Annotated in this window: 17 protein-coding genes and 1 riboswitch; of the genes, 8 read left to right on the forward strand and 9 right to left on the reverse strand. The window is 64.1% G+C overall.

All coding sequences use genetic code 11. From position 1 onward, the window contains the following. The first annotated feature begins 77 nt into the window (after positions 1-77). Complete coding sequence (locus IB279_RS13435) at positions 78-992, forward strand: LysR substrate-binding domain-containing protein (protein ID WP_034792055.1); 915 nt, start codon at positions 78-80, stop codon at positions 990-992. On the opposite strand, the gene IB279_RS13440 is transcribed toward IB279_RS13435, so the two are convergent. The 3 genes from IB279_RS13440 to IB279_RS13450 all read right to left on the reverse strand — a co-directional run bounded on the left by IB279_RS13440 (position 986) and on the right by IB279_RS13450 (position 4,705). Continuing rightward, a complete protein-coding gene (locus tag IB279_RS13440) occupies positions 986-2,671 on the reverse strand; it encodes an alpha/beta-hydrolase family protein (protein WP_034792053.1) in 1,686 nt (561 codons plus the stop codon). The genes IB279_RS13435 and IB279_RS13440 overlap by 7 nt on opposite strands. 148 nt (positions 2,672-2,819) lie before the next feature. Further along, on the reverse strand, positions 2,820-4,109 hold the full coding sequence (locus IB279_RS13445; protein WP_192339246.1) for a mechanosensitive ion channel family protein: 1,290 nt from the start codon (positions 4,107-4,109) through the stop codon (positions 2,820-2,822). 137 nt (positions 4,110-4,246) lie between these two features. Continuing rightward, positions 4,247-4,705, reverse strand: coding sequence for an Lrp/AsnC family transcriptional regulator (locus tag IB279_RS13450; RefSeq protein ID WP_034792047.1), 459 nt, complete (start codon positions 4,703-4,705; stop codon positions 4,247-4,249). Between the two features lie 126 nt (positions 4,706-4,831). On the opposite strand from IB279_RS13450, the gene IB279_RS13455 reads away from it, so the two are divergent. Then, a complete protein-coding gene (locus IB279_RS13455) occupies positions 4,832-6,115 on the forward strand; it encodes a cystathionine gamma-synthase family protein (RefSeq protein ID WP_034792023.1) in 1,284 nt (427 codons plus the stop codon). A gap of 125 nt (positions 6,116-6,240) precedes the next feature. Here IB279_RS13455 and IB279_RS13460 read toward each other — a convergent pair whose 3' ends face one another. Both IB279_RS13460 and IB279_RS13465 read right to left on the reverse strand, forming a co-directional pair. Then, positions 6,241-6,591 carry a VOC family protein gene (locus tag IB279_RS13460; RefSeq protein WP_112771166.1) on the reverse strand — a complete coding sequence of 117 codons (351 nt, stop codon included), beginning with the start codon at positions 6,589-6,591 and terminating at the stop codon, positions 6,241-6,243. Between the two features lie 126 nt (positions 6,592-6,717). Continuing rightward, positions 6,718-7,338 (reverse strand): TetR/AcrR family transcriptional regulator, encoded by a 621-nt coding sequence (locus tag IB279_RS13465; protein WP_112771167.1) that lies wholly within the window; start codon positions 7,336-7,338, stop codon positions 6,718-6,720. Between the two features lie 83 nt (positions 7,339-7,421). Between IB279_RS13465 and IB279_RS13470 the strand changes: the two genes are divergently transcribed. The 3 genes from IB279_RS13470 to IB279_RS13480 are packed head-to-tail and all read left to right on the forward strand — an operon-like array spanning position 7,422 to position 9,213. Beyond that, on the forward strand, positions 7,422-8,237 hold the full coding sequence (locus IB279_RS13470) for a crotonase/enoyl-CoA hydratase family protein (protein WP_192339247.1): 816 nt from the start codon (positions 7,422-7,424) through the stop codon (positions 8,235-8,237). Between the two features lie 50 nt (positions 8,238-8,287). Next, positions 8,288-8,650 (forward strand): helix-turn-helix transcriptional regulator, encoded by a 363-nt coding sequence (locus IB279_RS13475; protein ID WP_112771169.1) that lies wholly within the window; start codon positions 8,288-8,290, stop codon positions 8,648-8,650. Further along, the gene (locus IB279_RS13480) at positions 8,647-9,213 is read left to right on the forward strand and encodes an SRPBCC family protein (RefSeq protein WP_060605688.1); all 567 of its coding nucleotides are present in this window, start codon (positions 8,647-8,649) and stop codon (positions 9,211-9,213) included. Before IB279_RS13475 ends, IB279_RS13480 begins: the two co-directional genes overlap by 4 nt. A gap of 69 nt (positions 9,214-9,282) precedes the next feature. Here IB279_RS13480 and IB279_RS13485 read toward each other — a convergent pair whose 3' ends face one another. Further along, positions 9,283-9,762, reverse strand: a complete 480-nt coding sequence (locus IB279_RS13485) for a DUF1772 domain-containing protein (RefSeq protein WP_034791970.1) — start codon at positions 9,760-9,762, stop codon at positions 9,283-9,285. Continuing rightward, positions 9,759-10,589, reverse strand: a complete 831-nt coding sequence (locus IB279_RS13490) for an NAD(P)H-binding protein (protein WP_112771170.1) — start codon at positions 10,587-10,589, stop codon at positions 9,759-9,761. The genes IB279_RS13485 and IB279_RS13490 overlap by 4 nt, the downstream gene beginning before the upstream one ends. A 104-nt stretch (positions 10,590-10,693) precedes the next feature. On the opposite strand from IB279_RS13490, the gene IB279_RS13495 reads away from it, so the two are divergent. From IB279_RS13495 to IB279_RS13505, 3 genes are all read left to right on the forward strand, one after another. Further along, entirely contained in the window at positions 10,694-11,386 is a 693-nt protein-coding gene (locus IB279_RS13495) for a TetR/AcrR family transcriptional regulator (protein WP_112771171.1), read from the forward strand. Then, positions 11,385-11,647, forward strand: a riboswitch (cobalamin riboswitch). (Overlaps the previous gene by 2 nt.) A gap of 40 nt (positions 11,648-11,687) precedes the next feature. After that, positions 11,688-11,864, forward strand: a complete 177-nt coding sequence (locus IB279_RS13500) for a CbtB-domain containing protein (RefSeq protein ID WP_034791966.1) — start codon at positions 11,688-11,690, stop codon at positions 11,862-11,864. Between the two features lie 197 nt (positions 11,865-12,061). Next, entirely contained in the window at positions 12,062-12,859 is a 798-nt protein-coding gene (locus tag IB279_RS13505) for a CbtA family protein (protein WP_034791964.1), read from the forward strand. A 45-nt stretch (positions 12,860-12,904) separates the two neighbouring features. On the opposite strand, the gene IB279_RS13510 is transcribed toward IB279_RS13505, so the two are convergent. Further along, a complete protein-coding gene (locus tag IB279_RS13510; protein ID WP_234824427.1) occupies positions 12,905-13,771 on the reverse strand; it encodes a ferric iron reductase in 867 nt (288 codons plus the stop codon). A 2-nt stretch (positions 13,772-13,773) separates the two neighbouring features. Further along, positions 13,774-15,120 (reverse strand): glucoamylase family protein, encoded by a 1,347-nt coding sequence (locus tag IB279_RS13515; RefSeq protein ID WP_112771172.1) that lies wholly within the window; start codon positions 15,118-15,120, stop codon positions 13,774-13,776. Positions 15,121-15,152 lie beyond the last annotated feature (32 nt).

Genomic DNA, 15,152 nt, shown 5'->3' on the forward strand with positions numbered 1-15,152 from the left:
TTTTTATGCTTGATATTGTGCAGTCTGGCTAAACGATTTCACGCCGTGAGGGGCGCGATCAGAGCGGGAGGGCTCACGTGAAGGCGTTGCATTTCCTGCCCTATATCCGGGCGTTCGAGGCGGTCGCGCGCATCGGTTCCGTGCGCCAGGCGGCGGATGAGCTCGGCTTGAGTCCCGGCGCCGTGTCGCTGCAGCTGCGCCGGCTCTCGGAGACGACCGGCCTGACGCTGCTTGAAAAATCCGGCCGCAACATCAAGCTCACGGCCGCCGGCCGCGAGTTCGCGCAGACGGTTTCCCACGCGATCGGCAACCTTGCCGCCGCCGTGGAGGACGGCACCGACCGACGGCTCGAAAGCCACCAGCGCAAGCTGACGGTCGGCCTGCCCCCGGCGCTCGCGATTGCCTGGATGGCCGGCCTCCTCGTACAGTTCGCGGGTGCGCGCGGCGTCACCGATCTTTCGATGCGCAATTGCATCCGCGCCAGCGACGTCGTCTGGGACGATGTCGATCTCGCCGTCGTCTACGACAATCCGCCCTTCGACGGCCTGTGGTGGCAGCCAGTCAGCGACGTGAAGCTCAGGACGGTCTGCTCGCCGCTCCTCTTCCCCCGGCTTGAAGGCCCGCTGCGCGAGCGGAAGCTGCGCGACGTCACGCTGCTGCATGAGGATGACGGCCGGGAATGGACGCGCTGGTCGGCCGCATCGCGCATTTCGCTCGAAGGCAGCCGGAGCGTGCGGGTGCAATCGGTCGCGATCGCCGTCGCCTCAGCGCTACAGGGCCAGGGCATCGCGCTCGTCTCAGACGTGCTGACACGCTCCTATCTCTACGAAGGACGCCTGATCCAGCCCTTCCCGACGGCGATACCGGCCTCGGCCGGCTACTATCTGCTCTGCCCGACGGAAAAGGCGGAGGAGCCGCTGATCCAGGCCTTCGCCAACCAGATCGCCGCGCACCTGCGTGGCGAGCGGTCCGGCGACAAGCAGGCTCAGTAGCGACCCTTGAGCAGCGCCTTCAGCCGCTCGGCGTCCGCCTCGCTGACATCAGCCGGTGCCATCACCTGCATCCACGCGTCGATATAGTGCTCCGGCGCATAGACATGGCCGTAGCCGATCGGCGAGGTCGTCGCGAGCGCCATGTCGGCAAGCAACTGAAACATGGTGACGACGGGGAACCATCTGAGCGCAGGAGAGACGTCGGCACCGCGCGGCGCCTTCATCCAGTCGGGCTCGCGGTAGAAGGAGTATGGATCGAAGAAGGTGATCGGATCACTGGCATATTGCAGATAGACGATGCGGACATTGCCCCAGGTCGCGCCCGGGATGTTCAGCGCATTCTCCTGATTGGTGAAACGGATCACCGAGCCGTCGCGATAAAGCGGCCGCCATTCCGGCGAGCCCGGATTGCGGTTTCGGGTGATCTGCAGCCAGGTCTTGGTCGGGAACGGCGAGCCGACCCAGAGCGCGCCCTGGAACGGATCGCTGATGATATCGAAGGGATCGACCGAGCCTTGCGAGTTCATCGAGCCGAGGCTGAGGCCATAGAGATAGAGCTTCGGCCTTCTGTCCTTCGGCAACGTCGTCCAGTAGCCATAGACCGCATCGAAGAGCGCATCGGCAGTCTCCGCGCCATATTCCGGCTCGACCAGCAGCGACAGCCAGCTCGTGAGATAGGAATACTGCACCGCGACGCTGGCGACATCGCCCTTCAGCAGATATTCGAGCGAATCGAGGCCCGGCGGGTCGATCCAGCCGGTGCCGGTCGGCACCACGATCAGAAGGTTCGATCGCTCGAAACCACCGACGCGCTTCAATTCCTCCAGCGCGAGCTTCGCCCGCTCCTTGGCGGTCTCGGCCGAGTTGAGACCGGCGTAGACGCGCAATGGCTCTTGTGCCTCTCCGCCGAAGAAGCCGCCGATGTCCTTCGCCGTCGGACCGGAAGCGATGAACTGGCGGCCCTGGCGGCCGAGTTCGTCCCACGTCATCAGCGACGCGCTGCTGCCGGTCTTCAACGGATCGGTCGGCGGCGCGACATCCGGATCGATCAGCGCGTCCAACCGCTGGAACGAGCTGTCGGCCGCATGCAGCGCGAAGCGGAAGATGACGCCGTCAACGGCGGACCAGAACAGCGCGACGGCGGCAACGACGGCTGCGACCTTTGCCAGCGGCCGGGTCAACACATGCTCGAAGCGGCGGGTCAGAAACCGGAAGGTCAAGCGGAACAGGCGCGCGATGAGCACGATGGCGACAAACACGAGTGCCGCGATCAGCCCGAGCTTGAACGGCTCAGCACTTTCGACCGGGTCGAGCCCCATGATCTGCCGCACCGTGTTCTGCCAGTAGGCGGTGCGCCAGAGGAAGGCGAGCGCAACCGCGGTGCAGCCGAGCGCCGCTAGCACCTTCACCGTAAGGCCTGTGCGGCCGCGGATCTCCGGCAGGTCGAGCAAGGACCACAGCCAGCGCAACAGTACGCCGATCGCATAGCCGGCGGAAAGCGACAGGCCCGAAATCACCGCCTGCACCACATAGGGCCGCGGGATGAGGCTCGGCGTCAGCGACATGGCAAAGAAGAAGACGCCGACGATGAGCCCCGTGGTCGAGAACGATGCCAGCAGCGTCGAGAGAAAACGCGGCATCGGCAACCTCGACAGCGGCGTCTGTTGAAGATGGTCCATGGCGTCGGGTCCCCACTGATGCTGGCACGGTCACCGGAACAACTGCGGGCTGTTCCGGCGCCGGCAATGTCGCTTCCCCGGCGTGTCCAGTCAATCGCCACAACCGCAAGACACCCTGACGCGAACCGGTCGACGGGCACTTCGGCCCCTAAACCCGGGTGACCTCGACCGGCGTCTTCATGATGATTTCACGGTGCGGGAACGGGATCGAAATGCCCGCCGCCTTGAACGCATCCCAGAGCGCCATCAGCACCTGGCCGCGAATGTTGGTGAGCCCGTTGCTCGGAACGGAGATCCAGAACCTCAGCTTGAAATCGAGCGACGAGGCGCCGAAACCCGTCATCCAGCACACCGGCTGCGCGTAGCTGCTCGCCACCCGCGGCAGCGATGCGGCAGTCTCGATGGCGATGCGCGCCACCTCGTGCGGGTCGCTGTCATAGGAGGTGCCGAAATCGACCTCGATGCGGACGAAGTCGCTGGAGAACGACCAGTTCACCACCTGCTGCGAAATGAAGTCCTCATTTGGAATGAGGTATTCCTTGCCGTCCCGGGTGATGACGGAGACGAAGCGGGAGCGCAGGTCGCGCACGGACCCGAAGGTATCGCCGAGCGTGATCGTGTCGCCCGGCTTGATGGATTTGTCGAGCAGGATGATGATACCGGAGATGAAGTTGGAAACCACCTTCTGCAGACCGAAACCGATGCCGACACCGACCGCCCCGGAAAAAACCGTCAGCGCCGTCAGGTCGATGCCGGTGGCCGATAGCGCGATTGCGCCGGCAAAGCCAATCAGCGCAATCTTGACCAGCTTGCTGATCAGAACCTTGAACGAGGGTGTCAGGTCCGCTGACCGCTGGATCCAGTGCGACGAGACATTGCCGATCAAAACGGCAAGCCAGATCAGCGCGGCGGAGAGCACGATGGCCTTCAGGACGAGCAGCAGCGATAGGCGAACCGCACCGAGATTGATGGCAACGCCGTCAAGTGTCGTCAGGATCACCCGGTCGAGCCCGACCGCATAGAGCGCAAAATAGATCCAGCCGACGACGGCGGTGACGCGCGCCAGCATCTGGTTGCGGATGATGCGTGTGAGCACCGAGATGACGAACCACGCCGCCGTCAGCGTCAGCGCGGTCGCCACCAGCCAGCGATAGGACGGCCAGCCAAAGCGCAGGATCATGCCGTCGGCGATCCAGAGCCAGACGATCAGAAACAGCCACCGCAGCCGCCGCATGAAGGCGATGATGACCCGCAAGAGATCCGGATTGCCCTTGATCAGACGGGCTCGGGCTTCGACCCGAGGCTCTATTCGCTTCGCCAGTGCGCCGCAGACCAGGTAGCCGGCGACGATGATGGCGAGCTGATAATAGGTCCACTCGTTCAAAAAGACCGTCTGCAGCCAGGAAGCGGCGGCATCGAGCGCTGTTGCGAAATCCATCGTCTCTCTCCGAGAGAGCAAGGCGCCCGCCGAGCGTGTGGGACGCCCTCCTAACTCGAATCTAGGGCATCCCTGATGGTTTCAAAGCCGGATGGACGATTATCGAACCGCTTCAGAGGCTTATGGAGGGGTTGGCACTAGACGCGCCGCTCCTTGATCGTGTTCATCACGAAACTCGTCTCGATCGAGGCGACGCATTTGAGCCTTGCGATCTTCTCCTTGATGAAACGCTCGTACTGATCGAGGCCGGCGCTCATCACCTTCAGCACGTAGTCCCGCGAGCCGGTCACCAGATGGCATTCGAGCACCTCGTCCCAGCCGCGCACCGCCTCTTCGAACATGACGATCTCGTCTTCGTGCTGGCGGCTGAGCGTGACGGTCGCAATCGCCGTCATCGTCCAGCCGTCGACTGCGGGATCGACCAAAGCCGTATAGCCGCGGATGACCCCGGTCTCCTCCAGCCGCCGTAGCCGACGCAGACAGGGCGACGCCGAGAGCCCCACCCGCTCGGCGAGCTCGTTGTTGGTCAGGCGGGCATCCGCCACCAGTTCCTTCAAAATCCTGCGATCCGTCTCGTCGGCAATTTTCTGCGCCATATCTTCTCAACTCAGCCAAATCTTTGCGCAACTCAAGGCGATCCCGCCGGAAATAGCAAGGATCGGTCCAAGCATCTGATATAATTTGCCTGTCAGTCGAGTCCGCTTCGCTTGAGGAGACAAGCCATGACCGCACCGCATCCCTCCAAAACCCACATCGGAAACCACAAGCTGCATCCTGAAACGCAGATGCTGAACTATGGCTACGATCCGGAACTGTCGGAGGGCGCGGTCAAACCTCCGGTCTTTCTGACCTCCACCTTCGTCTTCCGCTCCGCCGAAGAGGGCCGCGACTTCTTCGACTTTGTCTCCGGCCGGAAGGAACCGCCGGCGGGTGTCGGCGCCGGCCTCGTCTATTCGCGCTTCAACCACCCGAACAGCGAGATCGTCGAAGACCGTCTCGCCGTCTACGAGCGCACCGAAAGCTGCGCACTGTTCTCGTCGGGCATGTCGGCGATCGCCACGACGCTGCTCGCCTTCGTCAAGCCGGGCGACGCGGTGCTGCACAGCCAACCGCTCTATGGCGGCACCGAGACGCTGCTTGCCCGCACCTTCCTCAATCTCGGCGTTTCCGCCGTCGGTTTTGCCGATGGCGTGAACGAGGCGGCCGTCAGCGCCGCCGCAGAAGAGGCGATGGCCAAGGGCCGGGTCTCGGTGATCCTGATCGAGACGCCGGCGAACCCCACCAATAGCCTCGTCGACGTCGCCATGATCCGCCGCGTTGCCGATGCGATCGGCAGGAAGCAGGGCCATACCCCGATCGTCGCCTGCGACAACACGCTGCTTGGGCCCGTCTTCCAGCGGCCGATCGAGCACGGCGCCGACATCTCGCTCTATTCGCTGACCAAGTATGTCGGTGGTCACTCCGACCTGATCGCCGGCGCCGCGCTCGGCTCCAAGGCGGTGATGAAGCAGGTAAAGGCGCTACGCGGTGCGATCGGCACGCAGCTCGATCCGCATTCCTGCTGGATGCTCGGCCGTTCGCTCGAAACGCTGGCGGTGCGCATGCAGAAGGCCGACGACAATGCCCGCATCGTCGCCGAATTCCTGCACGACCACCCGAAGGTCGAGCGTATCCACTACCTGCCCTTCCACGGCGAGGACACGCCGGTCGGCCGCACTTTCAAGACGCAGTGCACCGGCGCTGGCTCGACCTTCTCCTTCGATATCGCTGGCGGCCAGGAGGCGGCCTTCCGCTTCCTCAATGCGCTGCAGATCTTCAAGCTCGCCGTCAGCCTCGGCGGCACGGAATCGCTCGCCAGCCACCCGGCGGCGATGACCCATTCTGGCGTGCCGATCGAGGTGCGCCACCGCATCGGCGTGCTGGAATCGACCATCCGCCTGTCGATCGGTATCGAGCATCCCGACGACCTCGTGGCCGATCTTTCAAACGCGCTGTCGCTCGCCTGATGCAAGAGGCCGCCGGTCCAGCCGGCGGCATCCTTCGCGAGTTTGCAAGGACGCAATTCCGGACGGAAAACCGCTGCGCACTTTTCCTGGAATTCGCTCGCTTGGCTGGCGCAATTCCGGATTGCTCAGTGCGCCAGGATGTTGACGATATTGCCGAACGGGTCGCGCATGTAGAAACGGCGCACGCCCCAGGGCTCGTTGGTGATGTCGTAGACGATCTCGACACCGGCGGCCTTGGCTCGCTGATAGGCCCGGTCGACATCGTCCACCTCGATCGAAAGCGCCGGCACCGGCGTATCGTTGCCGCCCTCGCTGGCGATGCTCACCTGTGGCATCGCGGCCTTGCCCTCGGCGGCAAAGGTCAGGATCCAGCCGTGATCCATCACCACGTCGAGTTCAAGCAGGTCGCCGTAGAAGGCGCGCGCCACCTGCGGGTCCGGGGCGTAGAGGTTTGAGACGATACGCTTGACTGTCATGGAATTCTGCTCCCTTCGACGCGCCGCAACGCGGCAGCATCGACGCTTACTGGTTGTTCGGCTGATAACGATACAGCCCATACTGCCCGCCAACGGCAGCCGATTGAAAGCGGAAATCGCCTCGCTTCAGAATGAAGCCGCCGCATGTTCCGATGGCGCCTTCGGGTTTGCTCCGGAAAGCGCCACCCGCACAAGCGTCGCCGCAGCCTTGCCCGCCACCTCCATATAGCTTGGATCCCGGTGCAGCAGCACGACCGCGAAACTGCCGTCGAGCAGCAGCAGGATCTGCTTTGCCAGCATGGCCGGCTCGGCGACACCGGCTTCGGTAAAGGTCTCGGCAATCCAGGCCTCGAACTTCTTCTTGTGGGCGGCACCGATGCGGATCGCCGGATGACCCGGCATGTTGGCAAGCTCGGCGGACGTGCGCAGGAAGCCACAGCCCTTCCATTTCGGATGGCGCGCCGCCCGCACCAGGTTGACGAAGATCGCCTCGATCTTGTCGGCAATGTCCCCGTCGCCCGCGTCGAACCACTTGCGGAAGAGTTTCAGATTGGGCTGGTCGCGGCCTTCGAGATAGGCGACGATCAGTTCGTCCTTGCTGTCGAAATGATAGTAGAGCGTGCGTTTGGTCACGCCCGCGGCTTCCGCCACCGCATCGACGCTGACGGCGCGGATGCCCTCGGCATAAAACAGCTTTTCCGCCGCTGCGACGATCAGTTCCCGGGTCGATTTCTCTGCTTTCGCCATCTCTCATGTATACCGACTAGTGAATATACATGGCATCTTCCCTCACCTAGCCTCTCCCCGTCAACACCTGCCGGAGAGCAACCATGTCGAACACCGTGCTGATGCAGATTTCCGAGGGCATCGCCCTCCTCACTCTCAACCGCCCAGAGAAACTCAACGCGCTGAACTACGAGCTGATCGACCGGCTCATGAGCCTTCTCGACCAGATCGAAGCGAACGACGGCGTCGGCGCCGTGATCATCACCGGCACCGGCGACCGCGCCTTTTCCGCCGGCGGCGACATTCATGAGTTCTCGGAAAGCGTGGCCAAGGGCGTAAACCCGGCCGTGCGCGATTTCGTCCGTCGCGGCCAGGGCCTGACGGCCCGGCTCGAAGCCTTTCCGAAGCCGGTCATCGCCGCCGTCAACGGGCTTGCCTATAGCGGCGGCTGCGAGATCACCGAAGCGGTGCATCTCGCTGTTGCAAGCGACCGGGCGCGTTTTGCCAAACCGGAAATCAAGCTCGGCATGCCGCCGACCTTCGGCGGCACCCAGCGCCTGCCGCGGCTCGCCGGCCGCAAGCGCGCGCTTGAACTGCTGCTGACAGGCGAGGATTTCTTGGCCGATCGCGCGCTGGAACTGGGGCTCGTCAACCACGTCGTCGCTCATGAGGAACTGATGTCGGCCGCCCGTGACCTGGCAAAACGCATCATGGGCCACTCCCCGCTTGCAGTGCGCTCGATCATCACCGCCGTCACCCGCGGCCTCAACATGTCGATCGCCGAGGGGCTGCTGGTCGAAAGCGAACAGTTTGCCCAGATGGTGCCGACCGACGATCTTGCCGATGCGCTTGCCGCCTGGAAGGGACGGCGCCTCCACGACGACCCACCGCGGCCTGGTCTCTTTTCACGATACTTTTAAATTCAACCGAACGGTTGACAATTAGGTCGAGCGAGAGGATATTCAACAATATGGTTGAATATCAGAACGCACATCTCGATGCCGTGTTTCACGCGCTTTCGGACCCGACGCGGCGCGCCATGCTCCAGGACCTTTCGCAGGGCGAAAGACTGGTGGGTGAGCTTGCGGCGCCGTTCTCGATCTCGCTGGCCGCGGCATCGAAGCACATCAAGGTGCTGGAAGGAGCAGGTCTGGTGCGCCGCGAAGTGAAAGGTCGCATGCATGTGTGCCGGCTCGATGCCGCACCGATGCATGCAGGCATGGAATGGATGCGCCACTACGAAGCCTTCTGGCGCACCCGCATCGACGCACTCGAGGCGCTGCTTCTCGCCGAAGACGCCACAATCCAAACTGATCCGGAGGAAAAGCCATGACTTCGTCTGCCACAGCCTTTGCCGGCGCCGATTACGGCCGTGTCGTCGCACCGGACGCGGTGCGCATCGAGCGCCTGCTTCCCGGCCCGATCGAGCGGGTCTGGTCCTATCTGACGGAGGAAAGCAAGCGCCGGCTCTGGATGGCGTCCGGAACGATCGGATCGAAGGAAGGGGCCGAGGTCGAGCACGTCTTCCGCCATTCGGAACTGACGACGGAGGACGATCGGCCACCGCAGAAATACGCCGAGCACGCCGGCGAGGTGCGCAATTACGGCCACGTGCTCGCCTGGGAGCCGCCACGACTACTGGCCTATACCTGGAACGAAGAGACCGGCACCCCGTCGGAGGTCCGCTTCGAGCTCAGCCCCCGCGGCGACAAGGTGCTGCTCGTCGTCACCCATAAGCGCATCGCCGACCGCGCGGTCATGACCAGCTTCTCCGCCGGCTGGCACGTGCACCTCGACATTTTGCGCGCTCTGCTCGAAGGCGAAAAGCCGGCAGCCTTCTGGAGCAAGTTTGCCGACCTTGAAGCGCAATATGACACGCGTATTCCGAAGCCCTGACGGCGGGATGGGCTTGAAGGTCAGGACGCGTGCAGGCGCCGGCAAGGATCGACTTGCCGGCGCTTTTCGTCAGGCTCGGGCGAAACCGAGAACGAAAAACGCCAACGCGCCGATCGAGGCCCATGTGCGCACGTGGTTCCACCAGACCCAATCGGTCAGATAGCGCTCACGCCAGAGATCGGTCGCCGCCTGACCGGGGGCTGCCGCGGCGAGTGCGTCATTCATCGGCACGTTGAAGACAATGGTCACCAGCAGCACGCCAACGACATAGGCAATGCCACCGGCGGCAAGCCACCACCTGCCCTCGCCCCCCGAGATGAAGGCGACGACGACGAGCGCCAGGGCGAGCAGCGCCGTGCCCATGAAGGCGCTGAGGAAGATCGGGTTCTGGATCACGACATTGATGGCGTTCATCGCGGCGATCCCCTGCTCCGGCGGCAGCCGCGACAGGGCCTGCATGATGCAAACCGAGAAGATGAAGAACAGCCCGGCCATCAGGCCGGAACCGATCGCGGCGGCAAACGCCAGAGCGGGGATCAACGGGATCATGCGGCAAGACTCCAAACACCAGTTGCTGCGGTTTCCCGGGCGTAATCTGCAAAGTCGCGCGGACGCCGCCCAAGCACGCGCTCGACATCGGACGTCATGCTGGAATTGCGCCCGTCGAGCACCGAGGTGAAGAGATAGCGGATGAGTTCGACATAGTCATCCGGCACGCCGTCCGCCTTGAGATGCGCTGCGAAGTCGGAAACCGGAATGGCCTGATAAGAGATCCGACGGTTGGCGGCCGCGGCGATCTCGGCGACGGCCTGGGCAAAGGTCATCAGGCGCGGGCCGGTCAAGGCATAGACCTTGCCGATATGCGCATCGTCCACAAGGGCCTCAACCGCCACGTCGGCGATGTCGTCGCAACTGACGAAGGGCTCGGTGACCTCGTCCACCGGCAGGAAGACCGAACCACTCACCACGCTGTCGGCCAGGAAGCCTTCGTCGAAGTTCTCGAAGAACCAGCTGCCCCGGATGACCGTCCAGTCGGCGCCGGAAGCCTGCAGCGCACGCTCGGAGGCTTCCGCCTCGTCCTCGCCGCGGCCCGACAGGAGCACCAACCGTTTGATGCCGGAGCGAACGGCAAGGCTCGAGAACTTGGCGATGACGTCGACGGCGCCCGGCACCGCCAGATCGGGCTGGTAGCAGACATAGATGCGATCGACATTTTCAAGGGCGGGCGTCCAGGTCGCCTCATCCGTCCAATCGAAGGAAGGCGACGCCGAACGGGCGCCGATGCGGACCGCTACGCCCCGCTCCCGAAGGCGATCGGCCACCCGCCGCCCCGTCTTGCCGGTACCGCCCAAAACCAGTGTGACTTTCTGAGACATCGTTTCCTCCTGAGGCTCCACCAACAAACATGAGCATCTCTCACATTTGCAAATGTGATAAATCCTCGTATTTTAGGAGTCAAGTCAAAATGTGAGCATTACTCATGATTCCAGATGCAAGTCCCGCCACGCTTCCCGCCGACGACGAGCCTGCGCTGCGCCGGACGCCGAGCCAGAAGCGCAGCCGCGAGCGCGTCGAGCAGATCCTTGCCTGCGCGACGGCGCTCATCCAGGAGAAGGGCAGCGACGCCATGCGCATGAGCGAAGTCGCTGAAAAGGCTGGGATTTCGATCGGATCGCTTTATCAGTACTTCCCCGACAAGGCGGCAATCGTGCGCACGCTGGCCGAGCGCTACAATGCGGTCTGCAACGAGTGCATCACGGCCGAACTGGCCAAGGTCACGTCGATAGCCGAACTGCGCGACGCCTTCTCGCTGCTGTTCGACATCTACTACGACATGTTCCTCGCCGAGCCGGTCATGCGCGACATCTGGTCGGCGATGCAGGCCGACAAGGCACTGCGCGAGATCGATCTTGCGCAAAGCCGCGCCGGCGGAAAGCTGCTTGCCGATGTCTGGGCCCGCCTTGTGCCGGAGACGCCGCGCGAAGAGATCGACAACGCCGCCTTCCTGATCATGCATCTCGGCGACTGCACCATGCGACTTGCAGTCTCGGTCGACCGGGCCGAGGGTGACCAGATCGTCGAAGCCTACAAACGCATGACCATCAAGGATTTTGTCGCGGATGGACCGCGCGGCGGCGCGCACTCAATTGACAACTCCATGACACAATCCTAATCATCTGGGATCGATTGGTTCCCGGGACGCGAACGTGTTTCGGGAGTAAACGGGAATGTGACGGATGGACCCAAGCTGGGCATTCAAATCACGGCCGACCCCGCGACTGTAGAGCGACGTCGATCCACCGTTCCGGAGCGATCCGGAAGAAGCCACTGGCAAGACCGCGAGAGGGCGGCCGAGCTGGGAAGGCGAGGCAGATCGAGGGCATCGAGCCCAACGCCGTGAGCCAGGAAACCTGCCACTCGATACGGGCATAGGGCCCAACCGGGAATTTCCCGATGCCATCACGGAGGTTGTCATGGCTACGTCTACCATTTCGAGCACCCCGCTCTCCCTCAGCGATCGTCTGACCGCTGGCGTCATCGCGCTCTTCATCGGCGCATTCCTCGTCTTTGGCGCCGGCCTTGCCAACTCGGCAGTGCTGCACGACACGGCGCACGACACCCGCCACTCCTACGGCTTCCCCTGCCACTGACCGATGCGCCGGAACGTGAACAACGTTCCGCATCGAACAATCTGCGGACCTGAACGCATCCGGCCCGAGCCGGATGGAGGCCTGCGTGCATCCCGGTTTTTCCGGCGCGCGAAGGCCATCCGCAGCATAGGGAAAATGGGAAGGCTCGAGGACCACGCCACAGGGCGTGGCTTTTGTCGTTATCGAGGGATTTCAAGATGATTGTCAGAACGCTTCTGGCCGCGATCGTGGCTGGATTGATTGCCGGTGTCTTCATGACCGGCGCCCAGGAACTGCGCGTCACACCGCTGATCCTGCATGCAGAAGAATTCGAAGGCGAGGCACCGGCCGCTACCGAACAGCCCGCCGCCCAGCCGGGTGCGGCACAGCCGGCCGCAGAAAACCACGACCAGCATTCGTCGCTCAAAGCCGTGTCGCCGTTCGGCGCTTTCCTCGACGCTTTGTCGCCGATCACCCCGGCCTATGCCCATGAGGGCGAGCATGAGGAAGGCGGCATCATGTTCGGCATGAGCCGCTTCTCCGGCACGCTGATGGCGAACCTCGTGACAGGTTCCGGCTTCGGCCTGCTGCTCGCCGGCGTCAGCCTGGTGATCGGCTACCCGATCACGCTCAGGAACGGCGCGCTGTGGGGCGCCTGCGGCTGGCTTGCCGTGCACATGCTGCCGGCGATCGGTCTACCGCCGGAACTGCCGGGCTTTCCGGCAGCCGAACTCGGCGACCGCCAGACCTGGTGGCTGGTGACCGTGGCGCTCTCCGCCGTCGGCCTCTATCTCGTCGTCCTGCGCGAGGAGATCGTCTCCAAGGTCGCAGGCCTGGTGGCGATCGCAGCACCCCATGTCTACGGCGCGCCGCAGCCGCTCGATATCACCAGCAACGTTCCGGCCGTGCTCGGCGCCGAGTTTGCGGTTGCCGCACTCGCCACCACGCTTGCCTTCTGGATCGTGCTCGGCGTCGTCTCCGGCTTCATCAACGAGCGCTTCGTCAAGGCACAGTGATCACTGATCACAGATCACAGATCGTCAGCAAAGCGACGGCGGGGTTCAGGTCCCGCCGTTTTGCATGAGATGCGCCGCCAGCCGCGCGCGGCGATCTTCCGGCTCCAGCAGCACGCAAGAGTCGCAGAAACTGCCCCCTTCCGTCTTGAAGTAGAGACAGCAGCCGCAACGGATCCGATACTGGCGCGACAGCTCAGCGCCGCTTGCCGGATCGAGAGCCGCGATCTGCTCGTAGCAGAGCTCCTCTGAGTAGAGCCGCGAACCCGGTCGTTTGACGATCGCCAGCGCCTCGGCCATGCCGCGCGCCTCGTCGCCGATCGCGCGGCCGATTTCCAGGAACGCGCCGGCCAGGGCATCGGCCGCGAGCCGCCATTGCGCCCCGCTCGACAGCCCTGCTCGCGCTTTCAGAACCGCAACGACGGGTGCCAGATGGGCGATGAAGCCCTGTTCGAATGCGCTGACGCCTTCGCCACCCTGGCGCTCCGTGGCCGGCGGATGCAGGCGAAAATGATAGCGCTTGCCCGCGATTTCGACGCCACGGTGAAGCCGCATCCAATCCTCGAAACGAATGCCGGCCACCTCCGCCTGCAACCCGGCGCCGAGATGGAACGCGCCAAGGACTACGCTCAGCTGGCGGCTATAGAAGGCGATCAGATGCGCCGCCCGGATCCGGTCGGTCATGCCGACCCCGAAGAAATCCTGATAGGCGAGCCCCGCCTCAAGGCCAGCGCTGCCCGCAGCCCAGAAGTCGCCCGGCGCGCTGAAATCACTGGCCGCCGGCCCGAGCGAGACGGCAGCCTCGGGAAACTGGGCACGCAGATGGTCGGCGACGGCCAGCGCCTGCGGCGCAAACGCCGCGGTCTCCGCTGTCGGCCGGTGGTCGTTCAAGCGCATGCCGTCTCCGTCGTCCATTCTCATCCTCTGGCGCGGGATGCGGGCGGATTACCACACGCGCCTTCCCCCTCCTGCAGCCAGCCACCGTCGAAGCCCGCCCGTTCAAGGCCGAGGCGGATCGCCGGCATGCTGCGCATCAGTGCCCAGCTAAGGCCGCTTTGCCAGTTCTCGATCATCATGACAACGAGGCCCTGGTCAAGACCGACGACCCGCGCATCGATCCAGCCCTCCGGGCCTGCGCCGGCGGCCAGGCTCGGGTTGAAGCCGCCGGGAAAGCGCCCTTCGCTCAGAAGTCCCGGATAACTGTCTGCCATATGCACGAGGGAGGCCTGCGCCGCATCCGGCTCGAACGGCAGGCAGGCAAGCGGCGCCCAGGGCACCAGCGTGCCGTCATCAAGGCCGTAGGGTGCGCCGCGGTTCACATAGCCGAAAAGCCGCTGCTGGCGCCCATCCGCAAGCCGCAGCCGGCCGCGGGGCGCATGGCAGGCGCTCAGGCCCCACAGGTCCTCGCCATATCCGGCGAAACCGCCGGGATTGGAGCGCGCATGGTCCCGCTGCAAGGCAATGGCGCGTCGGGTATTCTCGAAATAATCCGTCCCCCGCTCCCGCATCGGCCGGTCGGAAAGCCCGCGTAGATCGAGCCAGGCCTGCGGAAAGAGATGGATGAAGAGTGGGGCCGCATGCAGATGCGGCCGGCCGTCGACCGGGATCCAGTCATGGCCCTCGGCAAAGGCCGCATAGTGCTCCGGTTCGATCGAATGGTCGGGCGCGCCGAGTGCCAGCACATAGAGCAGCAGCGCTTCGCTGTAACCCCGCCAGCGATGCTTCAAGAACCGCCCCGGCGGCCGCCAGCCCATCGTCAGCGTGTCGCCCCGATTGAGCGCCCAGCGCCAGTCGACCCGCGCATAGAGCAGATCGGCAAGCGCGCGGATCTCGCATTCGTCCGCATCCCTACCGGAAAAATATGCAGAGGCGGTCAGGCAGCCGGCGATCAGCAGCGCCGTATCGACGGTCGAAAGCTCGCTCTGCCACGTGCGCTCGCCGGTCCGCATGTCGAGGAAGTGATGGTAGAAGCCGCGATAGCCGGTCGCCTGCCGGTGGCGGGACTGCGGGCTTTGGACAAGGAAGCGCAGCGTCGTCGCCACCCGCCGCGCCGCATCGCTGCGCGAAAGCCAGCCGCGCTCGACGCCGATCGGATAGCAGGAAAGGCCGAAGCCGGTCGCAGCGATGCTCGCCGGCGCGCCCGGCAACGCGGTGTCGGCGATCAGTCCGGTGACCGGATCCGAATGTTCGAGGAAATACCCGAACGCCGTCTGCTGCAATCGATCGATCTGAAATCGCTCAGTATTTTCCGTACGCTGCGGCATTTCGCCTTTCCTGTCCGACATCCGGCCTCATG

Origin of the sequence: Ensifer sp. ENS06 (genome assembly GCF_014852205.1) — a bacterium.
Classification (GTDB): domain Bacteria; phylum Pseudomonadota; class Alphaproteobacteria; order Rhizobiales; family Rhizobiaceae; genus Ensifer; species Ensifer adhaerens.

Coding starts and splice junctions, on each gene's coding strand:
- IB279_RS13440 (WP_034792053.1), bottom strand. CDS start 2,671: ATGGACCATCTTCAACAGACGCCGCTGTCGAGGTTGCCGATGCCGCGT.
- IB279_RS13445 (WP_192339246.1), bottom strand. CDS start 4,109: ATGGATTTCGCAACAGCGCTCGATGCCGCCGCTTCCTGGCTGCAGACG.
- IB279_RS13450 (WP_034792047.1), bottom strand. CDS start 4,705: ATGGCGCAGAAAATTGCCGACGAGACGGATCGCAGGATTTTGAAGGAA.
- IB279_RS13455 (WP_034792023.1), top strand. CDS start 4,832: ATGACCGCACCGCATCCCTCCAAAACCCACATCGGAAACCACAAGCTG.
- IB279_RS13460 (WP_112771166.1), bottom strand. CDS start 6,591: ATGACAGTCAAGCGTATCGTCTCAAACCTCTACGCCCCGGACCCGCAG.
- IB279_RS13465 (WP_112771167.1), bottom strand. CDS start 7,338: ATGGCGAAAGCAGAGAAATCGACCCGGGAACTGATCGTCGCAGCGGCG.
- IB279_RS13470 (WP_192339247.1), top strand. CDS start 7,422: ATGTCGAACACCGTGCTGATGCAGATTTCCGAGGGCATCGCCCTCCTC.
- IB279_RS13475 (WP_112771169.1), top strand. CDS start 8,288: ATGGTTGAATATCAGAACGCACATCTCGATGCCGTGTTTCACGCGCTT.
- IB279_RS13480 (WP_060605688.1), top strand. CDS start 8,647: ATGACTTCGTCTGCCACAGCCTTTGCCGGCGCCGATTACGGCCGTGTC.
- IB279_RS13485 (WP_034791970.1), bottom strand. CDS start 9,762: ATGATCCCGTTGATCCCCGCTCTGGCGTTTGCCGCCGCGATCGGTTCC.
- IB279_RS13490 (WP_112771170.1), bottom strand. CDS start 10,589: ATGTCTCAGAAAGTCACACTGGTTTTGGGCGGTACCGGCAAGACGGGG.
- IB279_RS13495 (WP_112771171.1), top strand. CDS start 10,694: ATGATTCCAGATGCAAGTCCCGCCACGCTTCCCGCCGACGACGAGCCT.
- IB279_RS13500 (WP_034791966.1), top strand. CDS start 11,688: ATGGCTACGTCTACCATTTCGAGCACCCCGCTCTCCCTCAGCGATCGT.
- IB279_RS13505 (WP_034791964.1), top strand. CDS start 12,062: ATGATTGTCAGAACGCTTCTGGCCGCGATCGTGGCTGGATTGATTGCC.
- IB279_RS13510 (WP_234824427.1), bottom strand. CDS start 13,771: ATGGACGACGGAGACGGCATGCGCTTGAACGACCACCGGCCGACAGCG.
- IB279_RS13515 (WP_112771172.1), bottom strand. CDS start 15,120: ATGCCGCAGCGTACGGAAAATACTGAGCGATTTCAGATCGATCGATTG.